General features: G+C 71.3%; 17 protein-coding genes. 14 read left to right on the top strand and 3 right to left on the bottom strand.

The window, feature by feature from the left end; all coding sequences use genetic code 11:
• Window positions 1-71: 71 nt before the first annotated feature.
• The gene (gene hrpB, locus DAETH_RS08930; RefSeq protein ID WP_264774550.1) at window positions 72-2573 is read left to right on the top strand and encodes an ATP-dependent helicase HrpB; all 2502 of its coding nucleotides are present in this window, start codon (window positions 72-74) and stop codon (window positions 2571-2573) included.
• 1 nt (window position 2574) lies between these two features.
• The gene (locus tag DAETH_RS08925) at window positions 2575-3096 is read left to right on the top strand and encodes an AAA family ATPase (protein WP_264774549.1); all 522 of its coding nucleotides are present in this window, start codon (window positions 2575-2577) and stop codon (window positions 3094-3096) included.
• A 131-nt stretch (window positions 3097-3227) separates the two neighbouring features.
• Here the strand turns inward: DAETH_RS08925 and ddrA are convergent, their stop codons facing one another.
• Complete coding sequence (ddrA, locus tag DAETH_RS08920) at window positions 3228-3833, bottom strand: single-stranded DNA-binding protein DdrA (protein WP_264774548.1); 606 nt, start codon at window positions 3831-3833, stop codon at window positions 3228-3230.
• A gap of 100 nt (window positions 3834-3933) precedes the next feature.
• Window positions 3934-5178, bottom strand: coding sequence for an MFS transporter (locus tag DAETH_RS08915; RefSeq protein ID WP_264774547.1), 1245 nt, complete (start codon window positions 5176-5178; stop codon window positions 3934-3936).
• Window positions 5179-5392: 214 nt separating this feature from the next.
• Between DAETH_RS08915 and hisB the strand changes: the two genes are divergently transcribed.
• From hisB to DAETH_RS08890, 5 genes are all read left to right on the top strand, one after another.
• On the top strand, window positions 5393-5980 hold the full coding sequence (gene hisB / locus DAETH_RS08910; RefSeq protein ID WP_264774546.1) for an imidazoleglycerol-phosphate dehydratase HisB: 588 nt from the start codon (window positions 5393-5395) through the stop codon (window positions 5978-5980).
• 47 nt (window positions 5981-6027) lie between these two features.
• Entirely contained in the window at window positions 6028-6861 is an 834-nt protein-coding gene (locus DAETH_RS08905) for a hypothetical protein (RefSeq protein WP_264774545.1), read from the top strand.
• On the top strand, window positions 6858-7484 hold the full coding sequence (hisH, locus tag DAETH_RS08900; RefSeq protein ID WP_264774544.1) for an imidazole glycerol phosphate synthase subunit HisH: 627 nt from the start codon (window positions 6858-6860) through the stop codon (window positions 7482-7484). The genes DAETH_RS08905 and hisH overlap by 4 nt, the downstream gene beginning before the upstream one ends.
• Window positions 7485-7597: 113 nt before the next feature.
• Window positions 7598-9640: a 1,4-alpha-glucan branching enzyme gene (locus DAETH_RS08895; protein WP_264774543.1), complete on the top strand. Its 2043-nt coding sequence runs from the start codon at window positions 7598-7600 to the stop codon at window positions 9638-9640.
• Window positions 9637-9900, top strand: coding sequence for a hypothetical protein (locus DAETH_RS08890; RefSeq protein ID WP_264774542.1), 264 nt, complete (start codon window positions 9637-9639; stop codon window positions 9898-9900). The genes DAETH_RS08895 and DAETH_RS08890 overlap by 4 nt, the downstream gene beginning before the upstream one ends.
• A gap of 135 nt (window positions 9901-10035) precedes the next feature.
• Here DAETH_RS08890 and DAETH_RS08885 read toward each other — a convergent pair whose 3' ends face one another.
• Complete coding sequence (locus tag DAETH_RS08885) at window positions 10036-10170, bottom strand: antibiotic biosynthesis monooxygenase (RefSeq protein ID WP_264774541.1); 135 nt, start codon at window positions 10168-10170, stop codon at window positions 10036-10038.
• A 165-nt stretch (window positions 10171-10335) separates the two neighbouring features.
• On the opposite strand from DAETH_RS08885, the gene DAETH_RS08880 reads away from it, so the two are divergent.
• From DAETH_RS08880 to trpD, 7 genes are all read left to right on the top strand, one after another.
• Complete coding sequence (locus DAETH_RS08880) at window positions 10336-11307, top strand: FAD:protein FMN transferase (protein ID WP_264774540.1); 972 nt, start codon at window positions 10336-10338, stop codon at window positions 11305-11307.
• 100 nt (window positions 11308-11407) lie between these two features.
• Complete coding sequence (locus tag DAETH_RS08875; RefSeq protein ID WP_264774539.1) at window positions 11408-11974, top strand: DUF2271 domain-containing protein; 567 nt, start codon at window positions 11408-11410, stop codon at window positions 11972-11974.
• Entirely contained in the window at window positions 11952-12590 is a 639-nt protein-coding gene (locus DAETH_RS08870; RefSeq protein WP_264774538.1) for a PepSY-associated TM helix domain-containing protein, read from the top strand. The genes DAETH_RS08875 and DAETH_RS08870 overlap by 23 nt, the downstream gene beginning before the upstream one ends.
• A 175-nt stretch (window positions 12591-12765) precedes the next feature.
• Window positions 12766-14208: an anthranilate synthase component I gene (gene trpE / locus DAETH_RS08865; protein ID WP_264774537.1), complete on the top strand. Its 1443-nt coding sequence runs from the start codon at window positions 12766-12768 to the stop codon at window positions 14206-14208.
• A complete protein-coding gene (locus tag DAETH_RS08860) occupies window positions 14208-14672 on the top strand; it encodes a GNAT family N-acetyltransferase (RefSeq protein WP_264774536.1) in 465 nt (154 codons plus the stop codon). The genes trpE and DAETH_RS08860 overlap by 1 nt, the downstream gene beginning before the upstream one ends.
• Complete coding sequence (locus tag DAETH_RS08855) at window positions 14669-15277, top strand: anthranilate synthase component II (RefSeq protein ID WP_264774535.1); 609 nt, start codon at window positions 14669-14671, stop codon at window positions 15275-15277. Before DAETH_RS08860 ends, DAETH_RS08855 begins: the two co-directional genes overlap by 4 nt.
• Window positions 15277-16290: an anthranilate phosphoribosyltransferase gene (gene trpD, locus DAETH_RS08850; protein ID WP_264774534.1), complete on the top strand. Its 1014-nt coding sequence runs from the start codon at window positions 15277-15279 to the stop codon at window positions 16288-16290. The genes DAETH_RS08855 and trpD overlap by 1 nt, the downstream gene beginning before the upstream one ends.
• Window positions 16291-16407: the final 117 nt, after the last annotated feature.

The raw sequence follows: 16407 nt of genomic DNA, 5'->3' as shown, positions 1-16407 counted from the left end.
TCTCTGAAAGTCTCCCGCCCGGTGGTGGACGAAGCGTCGCACCCTGACCGCCCGACTCGGCTCCCGCTACCATGCCCCCTGTGACCCTCTCCGACCTCCCCGCCCTGGAGGTGCTGCCCGAGCTGCGCGCGGCGCTTGCCCGGCACCCGCTCGTCGTGCTTCAGGCGCCGCCCGGGGCAGGGAAAAGCACCGGCCTCCCCCTCGAACTCCTGAGCGAGCCCTGGCTGGCGGGCCAGACCATCGTGATGCTCCAGCCCCGGCGGGTGGCGGCGCGGGCGGTCGCGGCCCGGCTCGCCGAGGGGCTGGGCGAGGAGGTCGGGGAGACGGTGGGCTACCGGGTCCGCTTCGAGTCGCGCGTGTCCTCCCGCACCCGCATCGAGGTCGTCACCGAGGGCATCCTTACCCGCCGGTTGCAACACGACCCGGAACTGCACGGCGTCGGCCTCGTCATCCTCGACGAGTTCCACGAACGCTCGCTGAACGCCGACCTCGCCCTGGCCCTGCTGCGCGAGGTGCAGGGCGCCCTGCGTGACGACCTGCGCGTCCTCGTGATGAGCGCGACCCTCGACCCGGCCCTCCCCGGGCGGCTCGACGCACCCCTGGTGCAGGGCGCGGGGCGGGCCTACCCGGTGGAGGTGCGTTACCTGAACGCCGACCCCGCTGGCCGCGTAGAGGACACCGTGGCCCGGGCGGTGCGCGAGGCGCTGGCGGCCCACCCCGAGGGGGACTTCCTCGCCTTCCTGCCCGGTGTGCGCGAGATTCGCGGGGCGCAGGCGGCCCTCGCCGACATAGACGCGGTCGTGCTCCCCCTCTACGGCGACCTGCCCCTCGCCGAGCAGCGCCGCGCCCTCGTCCCCGATCCTGCCGGGCGGCGCAAGGTCGTGCTGGCGACCTCCATCGCGGAGACGAGCCTGACGCTGGCGGGCGTGCGCGTGGTGGTGGACGGCGGGCTCAGCCGGACGCAACGCTTCGACCCCGGCACCGGCCTCACCCGCATGGTGACGGAACGGGTCACGCGCGACGCCGCCGAGCAGCGGGCGGGCCGGGCAGGACGCACCGCGCCGGGCACCGCCTACCGCCTCTGGAGCGAGCGCACCCACGCCCTGCTGCCCGCCGCCCGCCCCCCCGAAATCCAGGAGGCCGACCTCGCCCCCCTCACCCTCGAACTCGCCGGGTGGGGCGCCCCCGACCCCCGGACGCTCGCCTGGCTGGACCCGCCCCCCGAGCCGCGCGTGACCGTCGCCCGGAGCCTGCTGCGGGACCTCGACGCCCTGGACGACGCGGGCCGCATCACCGGGCGCGGCGCGGCCCTCCTCGAATTGCCCACCCACCCCCGCCTCGCGCACCTCTTGCACGACGGGGCGGCGCTCGGCCTGGGCGCCCTCGCCGCCGACGTGGCCGCCCTGCTGGAGGAACGTGACCCCCTCGGCAGCGGAGCCGGGGCGGACCTCGCGGACCGGGTGGCGGCGCTGCGGGCGTGGCGGCGGCGAGAACGGGGTGGGGAAGAGGTCGCCGTGCTGGAGCGCGCCGAGCGCCTGTCGCGCCAGTGGCGCGCGGCCCTGCGCGTCCGGCCCGACGACACACCCCCCGACGCCTTCGCGGTGGGGCGGCTGGTCGCCCTCGCCTACCCCGAGCGGGTGGCGTTGAGCCGGGAGGGGGGAGGGGGCCGCTACCTCCTCGCGGGCGGGCAGGGCGCCCGGCTGCCGGAGGGGGACCCGCTCGCGGGCAGCCCCGCCCTCGCCGTCGCCCACCTCGACGCCGTGAGCTGGAAGGGGACGGGGGAAGGCCGCATCCACCTCGCCGCGCCCCTCGACCCCGCCGTGCTGGACGAACGGGCGGGGACACGGGACCTGGTGCGCTGGGACGCCCGCACCGGGACCCTCGTCGCGCAGCGGGAGAGGCACGTCGGCGCCCTCGTGCTCGACGCACGGCCCCTGCGTGACCTGCCGCATGGGGCGCGGGTGGAGGCCGTCGCCGGGGCCATCCGCTCCGAGGGTCCGCACCTCCTGAACTGGACCCCCGAGGCCGAGGCCCTGCGCGCCCGCGTGGAGTCCCTGCGACGCTGGCGACCCGAGGAGACCGAGTGGCCCGACCTCTCCGACCCGGCCCTCCTCGACACCCTGGAGGACTGGCTCGGCCCCCATCTGGAAGGCGTCCGCAGCCGCGAGGACCTGAAGAGGGTGAACCTCGTCCCGGCCCTGGGCGCGCTCCTCCCCTGGCCGCTTCCGGCACGGCTCGACGAGCTGGCGCCCACGCACCTCACCGTTCCCACCGGCTCGCGCATCCGGCTCACGTACCACCAAGGCGGCCCGCCCGTCCTCGCCGTGAAGTTGCAGGAACTGTTCGGCCTCGCCGAGACGCCGACCGTGAACGGGGGCCGGACGCCCGTGCTGCTGCACCTGCTGAGCCCTGCCGGGCGGCCCGTGCAGGTCACCCAGGACCTGAGGTCGTTCTGGAACTCCTCGTACTTCGAGGTCCGCAAGGACCTGCGGGGCCGCTACCCCAGGCACCCCTGGCCGGACGATCCCTGGACCCACGCGCCGATGCGCGGGACGAAGAGGCGGGGCGAGTAGCGTGCCTCCCGTCTACCTCATCACCGGCATCATGGCCTCGGGCAAGTCCACGGTGGCGCAAGCCCTCGCGGAAAGCTTGCCCCGCAGCGTGCATGTGCGCGGCGACCTCTTCCGCCGCATGATCGTCTCGGGCCGGGTGGACATGACGCCCGGCGCGGGCGAGGAGGCGACGGCCCAGCTTGCCCTGCGTTACCGGCTCGCCGCCCGGACCGCGCTGGCCTACCGGGCGGCGGGTTTCACCCCGGTCGTGCAGGACGTGATCCTCGGGCCCCTGCTGGAGGACGTGGTCGCGCTGTACGCCGCCGTCCCCCTGCGGCTGGTGGTGCTGTGCCCCGCCCCGGAGGTCGTCACGGCGCGCGAGGCCGGGCGCCACAAGCGCGGCTACGGCGCCTTCACCCCGGGGGACCTCGACCGCGTGCTGCGGGAGGAAACCCCGCGCCTGGGCCTGTGGCTGGATTCCTCCGCTCTGACGGTCACCGAAACCGTGCAGGCCATCCTGCGGCACTTCGCCCCGACAGATTGAAAACCCGCCCTGGTGTGGGCGGGCCTTTGAAGAAGCAGAAGTTCAGAACAGCCGGGCGAGCGCCCCGCCGATCAATGTGATGGCGAGGACGGCGGCCATCACGGCGGCGAGCCTCTGGGGGTTGACCGGGTTCACGCGGCCCGCCCGTGCCCACCCTGCGAGGCGGGGTGGATGCTGCTCAGGGCGGCCTTGAGGTGCTTGTACACCTCGCGCTGGAGTTCGAGGTCCTCGGGCAGCTCGTACTTGAGCTGCTCCATCGCCTGCACGATGTGCGCGCCGCCGGGGCTGCGCTCGTGGTCGGGCCGCGCCCACTCGGGCAGTTCGGGCGTGGTGGCGGGCTCGCGCCGCGCGTCGTTCCAGTCCACCCACTGCTTGGGCAGGTCGTACAGGTAGCGCCCGATGCCGAACTGCACCGCGCAACGCTTCAGCGCGTCCGAGGAGGCGGCCTTCAGGGTGCCGTACTCGCCCTCACCCGCCTCGCCGATGTCCTCGCGCGTCACACCCAGCACGGTCAGGCGGCCCTTGACGGTGGGCGTCGCGGTGCCCGGGATCACCTCGATCTCGAAGGACCACGCGTCGGGGCAGATGGCGTCCAGGCGGTCCTGCACGGCGCGGGCGTCCACGTAGGCGAGCAGCAGCGCGCGGTTGCGTTCCTTGTTGAACGCCTGGGGCTTCCAGCCCACCAGGTGAGCGGGAAACGGAGCCTGGAGTCGTTTCTGAACATCGCTCAACTTCATGGATTTAGTCTATAACAGAACACAATTACGGTCAAGGCGTAATGAGCGGGCGTGAAGTTGGGGTGTAGGCTAACTATCGCCCGACTGGGAGGAAGGCGCGTCAGCCCTCGGCCTCGCCCCGCAAGTGTCGGCACCGCGCCCTGCCGACGGCAGGGAGGAGCCAGCCACAGGCGCCCAGCCCCGTCACGCCGATCCCCCACAGAGCCGCGCTCGTCCCGAAATGCTCTGCAGTGAGTCCGCCCAGCCAGGCGCCGAGCGGGAGGGGGAGCCCGGCCAGAAAACCCGCGCTCGCGTGGACCCGGCTTTGCAGGGCGGGCGGCGTGAGGGCCTGCCGCAGGCTGACGTGCTGGATGCCCCAGACCACCACGCCCACCCCCTGCACGGCGAGGGTGAGGGCGAACAGCGGGACGGCGATGAGGTTCCCTCCACCCAGCCCGCCCACCAGCGGCACGCCGAGCAGACCTGCCCCGGCGAGGAGCGGCGCGAGGACGGCGGGCGGCGTTGTGGCAGGCAGCACTGTTCCCAGCCGCGTGCCTGAGCGGGCCGCCCACGCCCCCACCAAAAACCCAACGTTGCCAACCGTGAACACCACGCCGATACTGATGACCCCCAGCCCGATCTCCCGGGCAAGGTACAGCACGAATACGGCCTCAAAGGCGCCCCGCGCCAGGTTAAGGGTCGCCGCCGTGAGGACGTGGCATTGCAGCAGGCCGTGGTTCCAGACGAAGGCCAGACCCTCACGCGTCTCCTGCCAGGCCGGGCGTGTCATACCTCTCGTACGGTGCGGTTCCTCGGGGAGCCCTCCCAGGGCCACCGCCGACCCGAGGAAAGCGGCGACGCCGCCCAGCAGGGCCAGGGGAGCGCCGAGCGCCGTCACGAGGCCACCCGCGACCCCTGGCCCGACGACCTCGACCCCGGAGCGGACGACCTCCAACCTGCCGTTCGCCTCCGTGAGCGCGCTCGGCGGCACCACGTCCGGCAACAGGGATTGCCGCGCGAGAGTGCAGGCGAGGCCCAGCGTACCCAGGGCGAAGCTCACGAGATACAGCCCTTCCAGACGCAGGCCGCCGAGCAAGGGGGCGAGGGGCAGGGCTGCCAGGACAGCGCCGCGCAGGGCGCTGCCCCACACCAGGACGCGGCGGTGGGAACATTCCTCCAGCCAGGTCCCCAGGGGCAGGCTGAGGAGCACCACGGGAAGGAGTTCGGCGGTGACGAGCAGACCTACCTGGGCGGGTGAGGCGTGCAGAACCTGCGCGGCGGTGAGGGGGAGGGCGAGGAGGTAGACCTGCTCCCCGAGGGCGGACCAGCCTTCGGCGCGCCCGAGGAGGGTGAGGGGGGTGGGCATGGGAACCTCGCTGGGCCGTCCGGAGGACGTGAACGGAGAGTTCACCCCCGAAACGGCTGGGTTGGAGTGTTCCGCGCGGTGAGGTCAGCCTAGCGGGGCCGGGAGGCCGGGGCATTGCGAGAAGTCCTACCCAACGGCTACCCGCCCCTTACCCGATGTCCTGTCCTAGAGCGCCGCACGATTCCCCGGCCCTCCACGCCGTACCATGCCCCGTATGGCCCGCACCGCCTCCGTTCACCGCGCCACCAGCGAGACGGACGTCATCGTGACGCTCGACCTCGACTCGGCCACCTACGAGCCGCCCGCGACCGGGCACGGCTTCCTCGACCACATGCTCGACGCCCTCGCCCGCCATGCCCGCGTCGGCCTGAGCGTGCGGGCGCGGGGGGACCTCCACGTCGAGCCGCACCACCTGATCGAGGACGTGGGAATCACGCTGGGGCAGGCGCTGACGCAGGCGCTTGGCGACCGCCGGGGCATCGAGCGGTACGGCAGCGCCTTCGTGCCGATGGACGAGACGCTCGCCCACGTCGTTCTCGACCTCTCGGGCCGCGCCCACCTCGCCTTCGAGCCCGAGCGGCTGGACGTGTGGGGCGATGCGGGCGGCATGACCCACTACCACCTGCGCGAGTTCCTGCGGGGACTGTGCAACCACGCCGGGGTGACCCTACACGTCCGCCTCCTCGCGGGCCGCGAGGCTCACCACGTCATCGAGGCGGTCGTGAAGGCGTTCGCGCGGGCGCTGCGGGACGCGATGCGGGTGACCTCGGACGACCTGGCGAGCACGAAGGGGGTGTTGTGAGCGCCGCTTCTCACCGCTCATCGGGGCCACGCCGCCAGACGGCCGGAGTGAACAAGGGACTCACGCTGCTGGCTCTCCTGACCCCTGGCTTTGCGGGAGCGCAATTCTCCGGCCCCAGCGAAAGCCACGTTCCCCGCGCGGCCGAAGCGGATGCCATCATCCGCGCCGTTTGTAGCAGTGGGACCAAGTTGGGCCGCCTCACCGGGTGCAGGCAGGTCGTCTACGAAGGCCGCCCGAGTCCCGAAATCCTCGGTCCGCAGACGCGCTTGACGCTCTCCACGGTTCGTTCCGGCTCGTTTACCGCTGCGAACCAAAAGGAGCTCCTTGCCACCTTCTGCACCGAAACCGAAAGCTGCTCGGGCGAGACCGTCCTGTTGCGGCACACGCGGGGGCAGTGGCAGGCCGTCGGGCTCGTCCCTGACTTCCTCCCCGGCACCTGCTTGACCTACCCGAAGCCCGGCGGTGCCCAGGCGGCAGTGTGCCTGAGCGAGAATGCGAGGAACGAACCGATAGGCAGTGCCCTCAAAATCGCGTCGTGGACGGGCGGCAAGCTGAAGGTGGAAACGGTGGCGCTGTTTCCGCTGCTCGCCTTCCGCGACTGGTTCAAGCCCCGTTCCGCCCAGTGCGCGGGCCGCTGGCAGCTCGATCCCTTCTCCTGGGATGACCGCGACCGCAACGCCGACCGGGTGCCCGACCTGACCATCTTGGCGTCAAGGACGACGTACCAAGGGGGATCGGAACTCTGCAAAGGAGGCATGGCCTTCAACGCGCAGGCCAGCGGCTCGGTTCGCAACGACCTCACCTTTGTCTGGACGGGCGAAACGTTGCGGCCCACCGGCAACACCGCCGCCATCCGCGACAAGTACGCGAGGGGTCAGTGACCCCCGAAGTCCTCCTCCTCGACTACGGCGCCGGGAACGTCCGCAGCGCCGCCAAGGCGCTGGAGCGCGCCGGAATGACCGTTCGCGTCTCCGACTCGCCCGCCGACGTGCCCCACGCGCCCGCCCTCGTCGTACCCGGGCAGGGCCACTTCCGGCAGGTCATGGAGGCTTTCGACACGAGCGGCTTCCACGGCCCGGTCATGGACGCCACCCGTGCGGGCACGCCCCTCCTGGGCATCTGCGTGGGGATGCAGATGCTCCTGTCGGGCTCGGAGGAGGCGCCCGGCACCCCGGGGCTGAACCTCGTGCCCGGCACGGTGCGGAGGTTCGAGGCCGCCCCTGACCGCAAGGTGCCCCAGATGGGCTGGAACAGCCTCGACAAGGTGGGCGACTCGCCCCTGCTGCGGGACCTCGCCTGCCCCGCCTACGCCTACTTCGTCCACTCGTACTACGTGCCGCTGGGCGTGGACGTGGACGCGGGCGCGATCACCGAGTACGGGGTGCCCTTCTGGGCCGCCTTCAGCCACGGCAATCTCCATGCCACCCAGTTCCACCCGGAAAAGAGCGGGGCGGTGGGGCTCGCCATCCTGGAACGGTTTCGGCGGCATGTGCTGGGGGGGTAGGGGAAGGTCGTCCTGCGCGACCCCCGGCCCCCGGCTCCAGGCTTCCTTCATGTGACCTCCCCGGTCTGGACCCCCCGTCCTCGCCGCCCGACCCCACCCGGTAGACTCGTCTCATGAACGATCTGCTCCCGCCGGGTGTGCTGCCCCTCGATCACGGCCACCTGCAAAAGCTCGCCACCGCCGACCTGGTGCGGCCCGACCACCTGCTCGGCGCGCACCCGGTCACGGAGGACGGGGTGGAGGGCGTGCGCTTCGCGGTGTGGGCGCCGAATGCCCAGCACGTCAGCGTTGTGGGGGACTTCAACGGCTGGAACGGCTTCGACAACGCCATGCAAAGGCTCGACTTCGGCTTCTGGAGGGCCTTCGTGGCTGAAGCGCGGCACGGGCAGCGCTACAAGTTCCGGGTGACGGGGGCGGACGGGCGCACGGTCGACAAGATGGACCCCTACGGCACCTTCTTCGAGGCGCGCCCCAACACGGCCAGCATCGTCTGGGACCAGCCCTTCACGTGGACCGACCAGACCTGGATGCAGGAACGCCGGGCCGGGTACGACCGCCCCATCTCCGTGTACGAGGTCCACGTCGAGTCCTGGGCGCGGCAGGAGGGCGGCTGGTTCCTCAATTACCGCGACCTCGCCCACCGCCTCGCCGAGTACGTGGGTTACCTCGGCTACACCCACGTCGAGCTGATGGGCGTGATGGAGCACCCCTTCGACGGCTCCTGGGGCTATCAGGTGACGGGCTACTACGCCCCGACGAGCCGCATGGGCAGCCCCGAGGACTTCAAGTACCTCGTCAACCACCTCCACGAGAAGGGGATCGGCGTGTACCTCGACTGGGTGCCCGGCCACTTCCCGACGGACGAGGTGGGCTTGGCGCACTTCGACGGCGGGCCGCTCTACGAGTATTCGGATCCCCGCAAGGGTTTCCACAACGACTGGAACACCTACATCTTCGACTACGGCCGCAACGAGGTCGTGATGTTTCTGATCGGCTCGGCGCTCAAATGGCTCCAGGATTTCCACATCGACGGGCTGCGGGTGGACGCGGTGGCCTCGATGCTCTACCTCGACTTCTCGCGCACCGAGTGGGTGCCGAACGTCCACGGCGGGCGCGAGAACCTGGAGGCCATCGCCTTTCTCAGGCGGCTGAACGAGGTGACGCACCACATGGCGCCCGGAAGCGTGACCATCGCCGAGGAGAGCACGGCCTTCTCCGGCGTGACGAAGCCGACGCCGGGCGGTCTGGGCTTCGACTACAAGTGGGCGATGGGCTGGATGAACGACACCCTGCGCTACTTCGAGGAAGATCCCCTCTGGCGCAAGTACCACCACCACGCGCTGACCTTTTTCAACGTGTACCGAGCCACCGAGAACTACGTCCTGGCGATCAGCCACGACGAGGTCGTCCACCTCAAGAAGTCGATGATCATGAAGATGCCCGGCGACTGGTACGCCCAGCGGGCGAACTACCGCTCCTTTCTGGCCCTGATGTGGACCACGCCGGGCAAGAAGCTCCTCTTCATGGGGCAGGAGTTCGCCCAGCCGACCGAGTGGAGCTTCGAACAGGGCCTGCCGTGGCACCTCGCGGACATCCCCGACCACCGGGGCATCATGAACCTCGTGCGGCGGCTCAATACCCTCTACCGCGAGCGCCCCGACTGGCACGTCGGCGACGTGGGCTCCGAGGGGCAGGTGTGGGTGAGCGGCGACGACGCCGACAACAGCGTGTACGCCTACCTCCGCCGCGACCCGCAGGGAGGTGCGTGGAGCCTTGTCGTCGCCAACCTGACCCCGGTGTACCGTGACCTGTACCCCATCGGCGTGCCGCAGAGGGGCCAGTACCGGGTGCTGCTCTCCACCGACGACGGCGAGTACGGCGGTTTCGGCACCCAGCAGCCCGACCTGACCACCAAGGACGAGGGGTGGCACGGTCAGCCCTGCCACCTGCGGCTGAACCTCCCGCCCACCAGCGTGCTCGTCCTCGAATACGCGGGGGAGACGGGTCAGGCCGTGCCCACCGGGCCCCAGGCCCAAGCGCAGACGACGGAGGCCGACGCCCGGGAGGACGTAGCCGATCCTGAGCTGAAGGAGACGGCGCCGCCCGTGACGCCGCCCACCGGGGACAGTGGGACCGGGAACAGCGAGGAGCGTTGACCCCGCCCGAACGCCCCCGCCCCGACGCTCTGACTATCGTCAGTTTCGCATTGCTGGCGGTGGTTGCCGTGCTGCTGCTCCTGCCGCTGCTGGGGGGACCGCTGCCGAGCCCCTACCTCGTGGCCCTGCTCCTCGTGGCTCGGCTGGGGGTGCAGTTCCTGCGGGCGCGGCGTGACCCTGCCCTCCGGCGCCCGGCGAGCTGGGCCCTCGACCTCATCCTGATTGGGCTGCTGTTCTATTCCGCGTCCAATCGGTCCTGACGGGAGCGCCCCTCAGGAAGGGAGCACTTGCGCCTCCCCCCGGGGCAGACCCCGCCCGTCGACCGGCTTGGTGGGGACGGAGGGCAGGGTCAGGGACGCCCGGTGGCCCTCCTGTCTGTCCCAGACCTCGGTGATTCACGGCCCGTCCAGGTCAGCGAGGTCGCGGGCGACGACGTAGCCCTGGCACCCCGGCATCTCCTCCAGCCCGGCGAGCAGCAGGTCGTCCCGCGCACCGGGCACGGCCCGGAGTTTGCCGATCAGCCGGAACATCCGGGGTCCTGCTGGTCCGGGCTCGTGTGGTCCGGGCCCGTGGTCGGCAGCGCCCCAGCGTAACCGGCCCTCCTGTCAGGGGCTAACGTTCGCCCTCATGCCGCCGCCTGCGGGAGGGAAACGACCTTCGACAAACCTTCAACGTCGAGCGGCATCATCTCCACGATGTCGTTCGCCCGGTGGTTCCTCCCCCGACTCGCGCGCCGCCTGATCCCGCCGCACCGCCTGCGGAGCGTGTACGAGCGCGTGCTGGGCACCGAGCTGGAGGTGCAGGTCGTGGCGGACACCCGCGCCCGGGCCGGGGAAGCCGAACGCGCCGCATTGGACGAGATCGACCGCCTGACCCCCCTTCTGACTCGCTTCGACCCGGCAAGCGAGTTGCGGCGGTGGCTGACGCGGCCGGGAGAACGGGTGACGCTCAGCCCCGACCTCCTCCACGTCCTTCGGGCGGCGGACCGCTGGCGGGAGGCGACGGGCGGCGCGTTCCACCCCGGCGCGGACGCCCTCGGCGCCGTGTGGAAGCGGGCCGAGGAGGCGGGATGTGCCCCCGACGCCGCCGAGTTGGCCGCGCTCGCCGGGCGGTTGCGGGATTCCCCGTGGACCCTGCACCAGGGCGGCGCGGCCACCCTGCACGCCACCTTTCCCCTCGGCCTGAACGCGCTGGCGAAGGGGTACGTCGTGGACCACGCTGCCGAGGCCGCGTTCGCGTCCCCGGGGGTGCGAGCCGTCCTGGTGAACGCCGGGGGCGACCTGCGCACGCTGGGGGGAACCGGGCTCACGGTCGCCGTCGCCGACCCCTTCGGCCGCCGGGACGACCTGCCGCCCCTCTGCCGGGTTCACGTGCGGGGCGGCGCCCTCGCCACCAGCGGGGACACGCACCGGGGCTACCGGGTGGGGGAGACGTGGTACTCGCACCTCCTCGACCCGCGCACGGGCCGCCCGGTCGCCGACGTTCCCGGCGTGACCGTCACCGCCCCCGACTGCCTGACCGCCGACGCGCTCGCCACAGCCCTCAGCGTGCTGGACGTGGCAGAGGGACTGGCCCTGGTGGATGCCACGCCGGGCGCGTCGGCCCTGATCGTCACGCGGGACGGGACGGGGCACGCCAGCGCTCGCTGGGCGGCCCGGCCGCCTTAACCCCCGGCCAACCCGATCACGCCAACCTCGGTTACGGTCGGCACCCCCTGCCAGACGCCAAGCTCAGGCCCTACGATTCCTGCCCCTGGAGAGACTCACCATGACCTTTGACACCCGCCGTTCCGTCCTCCGCAAGCTCGCGCTCGGCACCGCCGCCCTCGTCCTCTCCCGCCTCGCGCCCGCCGGGGCCGCCGCCGTCACTCCCGCCACGGGCAAGCGGTGGGTGGCGGGCCAGGCGCTCGACATCACCTTCACCGTTGCCACCCAGGCCGGGGGCCGGGTGCGGCGCCCCTACGTCGCCGTCTGGATCGAGGACGCCCAGGGCAACCCGGTGCGGACGCTGACCGTCTGGGCGCAGACCACCGGGCGCGGCCCGCGCTGGATTCCCGACCTGCGCCGCTGGTACCGCGAGAACGGCGAGCTGCTGGACACGGTCAGCGGCCCCACCCGCAACCCCGGCACCTACGCCGTCGTTTGGGACGGCAAGACCGACCGGGGCGTGCTCGCCCCGCAGGGCGACTACTACGTGTGCATCGAGACCGCCCGCGAGCACGGCCCCTACAGCCTGGTGCGCGAGAAGGTGACGGTGGGCGCCACCGCCTTCAAGAAGACCCTGACGGCGGACAACGACATCGAGGCGGCCAGTGTCTCTTTCGGCAAAGCCTGAGTCTGCCGCCCGGGCTTCCCGCCGCCCCCGTTCACTCAAGGCCAGGACGCACGTCTGGCTGCGCTGGCTCCATACCTACACCAGCATGGTCAGCCTCCTCGTCGTGCTGTTCTTCAGCCTGACGGGCATCACCCTCAACCATCCCGACTGGGCTTTCGGAAGCGCCGAGACCCGGCGCGAGGTGACGGGGACCCTGCCTGCCGGGTGGATTCGGGACGGGGAAGTGAACTGGCTGACCGTCGCCGAGGAATTGCGCGCCCGGCAGGGGCTGCACGGCCGCGCCGAGGACACGCGCTTGGACGGAAACGAGGCCAGCCTGTCCTTCCGCGCGCCCGGTTACAGCGCGGACGCCTTCATCGACACGGGGACGGGGCGGTACACCGTGAACGTGGAGGCGCAGGGCGCCGTCGCGGTGCTCAACGACCTGCACCGGGGCCGGGACGCGGGCGGGGCGTGGGCGTGGTTGATCGACCTCAGCGGCATCTTCCTGACGCTCGTGTCGCTGACTGGGCTCGGCATCCTGCTGTACCTGAAAAAGACGCGGGTAAAGGCGCTGGCGGCCATGCTGGGCGCGAGCGCGCTCGTCGCCGTGCTCGCCCGCCTCGCCATCCGGTAGGCGGACTTGAGGGCCCGGCCCCGCTCGCGCTATGCTCCTCCCATGACCGTGAACGGCGCGTGGTGGTGGCCTGGCTTCGCCTGGGCCTAACCCGCGCCGTTTCCCCTCCCAGACCGGACGCGCCCAGGTGGAAGCCCCTCCACCGGGCGCGTCTCCTTTTGCCCCCAGGAGCCCCATGACCCAGCCCACTCCTCAACCCGCGCCGCTCCCGAGGCCCCCCGCCGCCGTCGCCGTCCACGAGCTGAATGCCGACCTCGACACGCCCGTCACCGCGTACCTCAAGGTCGCGCGCGGGCACGCGGTCAGCTTCCTGCTGGAGAGCGTGGAGGCGGGCGAGAAACTGGGCCGCTACTCCTTCATCGGCGTGGGCGAGGCGGGCCGCTTCACCTACCGCGCCGGGCGGGTGACGATGACGGGCACCTTGGGCCGCTTTGACGGGCCGGAGGCCGACCCCCTCGCCCGCCTGTACCACGCGACGACGCGGCCCGTGGCCCTGCCGCCCGGCCTGCCCGCCTTCGTCGGCGGGGCGGTCGGGTACGCGGCCTACGACCTCATCCGCGCCTACGAACGTCTCCCCGACGCCAACCGCGACGAGCTGAACGTCCCCGACGCCCTCTTCATCGCGCCCGAGGGCATGGTCGTTTACGACCACCTCAAGCACCGATTGATCGCGGTCGCCACCGCCGACACCCAGGAGTGGGCAGACGCGACCGTCGCCGATCTGACCGCCCGGCTGCGTGGCCCGCTGCCCGAGGAGGTGCCCGGACGCGAGCCCACCCCCGCGCCCCACTTCACGAGCAACTTCACCCCGCAGGGCTATATGGAGGCAGTCGAGCGCAGCCTGGAGTACATCCGCGCCGGGGACATCTTCCAGGTCGTGCCCTCGCAGCGGTTCAGCGCTGACCTGGAAACGCACCCCTTCGCCCTCTACCGCGCCCTGCGGCGGGTCAATCCCAGCCCCTACCTCGGCTATCTCGCCCTGGGGGACGTGACGCTGGTGGCCTCCAGCCCCGAGAGCCTGCTGCGGAGTGACGGGCACACGGTCATCACCCGCCCCATCGCCGGAACCCGCCCGCGCGGCTCGACTCCCGAGACCGACGACGCCCTCGCTGCCGAACTCCTTGCGGACGAGAAGGAGCGGGCCGAGCACCTGATGCTGGTGGACCTCGGGCGCAACGATCTCGGGCGGGTGAGCGGGTACGGGACGGTGCGGGTCGAGGACGCCTTTTCGGTCGAGCGCTACAGCCACGTCATGCACATCGTCTCCACCGTGACGGGCGAGTTGCGGGAAGGCCAGACACCGCTGCACGCCCTCGCCTCCGTCCTCCCGATGGGCACGGTCTCGGGCGCCCCCAAGATTCGCGCGATGGAGATCATCGACGAACTCGAACCCGTGAGGCGCGGCCCCTACGGCGGAGCGTTCGGCTACATCGCCTTCGACGGCAGCCTCGACATGGCCCTGACCTTGAGGACGATGGTCATCGCTCACGGCAAGGTCCACATCCAGGCCGGGGCGGGCATCGTGGCGGACAGCGACCCGGCGAGCGAGGAACTGGAGACGCGGAACAAGGCGGCGGCCTTAATGCGGGCGGTGGAGATGGCGGCGGGGGGGTTGTGATGGTTATTGAACCCGTTGTCCCGGACGACCTCCCCGCCATTCTCGACTTGCAACGCCGCGCCTATACGTACGAGGCGGCCCTGTACCCAGAAGCGACTCTCCCCGCCATGACGCAGACTTTGGAGGAGTTGCAGGCAGAGGCTGAAAGACAGACCCTCTTAAAGGGCACGCTGAACGGACGGCTCATCGCCTCCGTGCGGGGCTTTGTCGATGAGGCGGGAGTGGGGCAGATCGGGCGCCTGATCGTGGACCCCTCCGAGCCGGGCCGAGGTTATGGTCCTCGCCTCCTGCACGCCATCGAGGCCACGCTTCCTGCCCCTACCCTGGAACTGTTCACGGGCGAGCGCAGCACGCGTAACCTCTGGCTCTATGAGCGCCTGGGCTACATGCGCGACCGCTCCGAGCGGCACGGCGACGTGACCCTGATCTACTTGCGCAAAGAGAAAGCGAAGGTGACGGCATGACTCCGCGAATCCTCCTTATCGACAACTACGACTCCTTCACCTACAACCTCGTCCAATACTTCGGCGAGTTGGGCTGTGACCTCACTGTCTGGCGCAATGATCAGTTCACCCTCGATGACGTGCGGATGCTCAACCCCGACGCCATCGTCGTTTCCCCCGGTCCCTGCACGCCGCTCGAAGCGGGGATGAGCGTCGAGGTGGTGCGCGAACTCGGACCCCAGTTTCCCACCCTCGGCGTCTGCCTGGGCCACCAGAGCATCGGCGAGGCGTTCGGGGCGCGGGTGGGGCGGGCGCTGCAACCAGTCCACGGCAAGACGAGCCCGTTGCGGCACGACGGCTCGGGCCTCTTCGCGGGAGTTGACGACGACGTGCGCGTGACCCGCTACCACTCCCTCGTGGTGCGCGACCTGCCGCCGGAACTCGTGCCCGTCGCCTGGACGGCCGACCCCGGTGAGGAGGTGCTGATGGCCCTGCGCCACCGCGACTATCCCGTCTTCGGCGTCCAGTTCCACCCCGAGTCCATCGCCACCGAGGACGGCATGGCGATGCTGCGCAACTTCCTGAACGTGGTCCGCGAGCACCGGGCGCAAAAGGAACTCGCGTGATGCACGCCCGGCTGATGAACGGCGAAACCCTAACCCAGCCCGAGGCGGCGGCCTTCATGCGGCAGGTCATGGACGGGGACGTGAGCGGCGTGCGCCTCGCGGCGGCCCTGGCGGCGTTGCGGGTGCGGGGCGAGACGCCGGAGGAGATCGCGGGGTTCGCTCAGGCCATGCGCGAACACGCGGTTCGGGTGGAGGTCGAGCCGCGCGACGTGCTTCTCGACGTGGTGGGCACCGGGGGCGATGGGGCGCACACCTTCAACATTTCCACGACGACCGCCTTCGTGGTCGCGGCGGCGGGCGTGCCGGTCGCCAAGCACGGCAACCGCGCCGCGAGCAGCCGGGCGGGCAGCGCGGATGTGCTCGAATCCCTCGGCGTGAATCTCGACGCCTCCCCGGAAGTCGTCGCGGAGGGCATCAACTCCTTGGGCATCGGCTTCATGTTCGCGCGCAACTACCACCCCGCGCTGCGGCACGCCGCCTCCGTCCGCGCCGACCTCGCCGCCCGGACGGTGTTCAATATCCTGGGGCCGCTTTCCAACCCCGCCGGGGCCACCCACCTCGTCGTGGGCGTCTTCAAGCCGGAGCTGACCCGTATCCTGGCCGAGGTGTTGCGTCTGCTGGGGGCGAAGGGGGCGACCGTCGTCCACGGCAACGGCCTCGACGAATTCACCGTCTGCGGCGAGAACACCGTCACGGGCCTGCGGAACGGCGAGGTGATCGACCGCGCCGTGCATCCCGAGGAGGCGGGCGTGGGCCTGCACCCCCGCGAGGCCATCGTGGGCGGCACCCCCGCCGAGAACGCCGAGATCACCCGCGCCCTGCTGACGGGCGGCGGCACCCCCGCCCAGCGCGACATCGTGGCGCTGAACGCCGGGGCGGCCCTGCGGACGGCGGAGCGGGTGGGGAGCATCCGCGAGGGGGTCGAGCAGGCCCGCGAGGTCATGGCGAGCGGGGCCGCGTGGGAGTTGCTGGAGCGGTACGCGGCGCTGACCCGGCGGGGTGCGGGAGACTGAGGGCGAGCTGGGCGCCGCCAGGTCCGCCATTTCGCTGACCCGGATTCGGGAGGACGCGGTGTAGGCTGGCCCCAGCGCGGTCCGGCCGCCTCCCGTCCACGGAAAGGGCACAGCCCA

It is taken from the genome of Deinococcus aetherius (assembly GCF_025997855.1).
Classification (GTDB): domain Bacteria; phylum Deinococcota; class Deinococci; order Deinococcales; family Deinococcaceae; genus Deinococcus; species Deinococcus aetherius.
Note: the sequence above shows the minus strand (reverse complement) of the source record. Positions and strands in the feature narration are given on the sequence as shown.

Excerpts from the sequence above, each read along its gene's own strand:
- hrpB (WP_264774550.1), top strand. The coding sequence starts at position 72 with ATGCCCCCTGTGACCCTCTCCGACCTCCCCGCCCTGGAGGTGCTGCCC.
- ddrA (WP_264774548.1), bottom strand. The coding sequence starts at position 3,833 with ATGAAGTTGAGCGATGTTCAGAAACGACTCCAGGCTCCGTTTCCCGCT.
- DAETH_RS08915 (WP_264774547.1), bottom strand. The coding sequence starts at position 5,178 with ATGCCCACCCCCCTCACCCTCCTCGGGCGCGCCGAAGGCTGGTCCGCC.
- hisB (WP_264774546.1), top strand. The coding sequence starts at position 5,393 with ATGGCCCGCACCGCCTCCGTTCACCGCGCCACCAGCGAGACGGACGTC.
- DAETH_RS08895 (WP_264774543.1), top strand. The coding sequence starts at position 7,598 with ATGAACGATCTGCTCCCGCCGGGTGTGCTGCCCCTCGATCACGGCCAC.
- DAETH_RS08885 (WP_264774541.1), bottom strand. The coding sequence starts at position 10,170 with ATGTTCCGGCTGATCGGCAAACTCCGGGCCGTGCCCGGTGCGCGGGAC.
- DAETH_RS08880 (WP_264774540.1), top strand. The coding sequence starts at position 10,336 with ATGTCGTTCGCCCGGTGGTTCCTCCCCCGACTCGCGCGCCGCCTGATC.
- DAETH_RS08875 (WP_264774539.1), top strand. The coding sequence starts at position 11,408 with ATGACCTTTGACACCCGCCGTTCCGTCCTCCGCAAGCTCGCGCTCGGC.
- trpE (WP_264774537.1), top strand. The coding sequence starts at position 12,766 with ATGACCCAGCCCACTCCTCAACCCGCGCCGCTCCCGAGGCCCCCCGCC.
- DAETH_RS08860 (WP_264774536.1), top strand. The coding sequence starts at position 14,208 with ATGGTTATTGAACCCGTTGTCCCGGACGACCTCCCCGCCATTCTCGAC.
- DAETH_RS08855 (WP_264774535.1), top strand. The coding sequence starts at position 14,669 with ATGACTCCGCGAATCCTCCTTATCGACAACTACGACTCCTTCACCTAC.
- trpD (WP_264774534.1), top strand. The coding sequence starts at position 15,277 with ATGCACGCCCGGCTGATGAACGGCGAAACCCTAACCCAGCCCGAGGCG.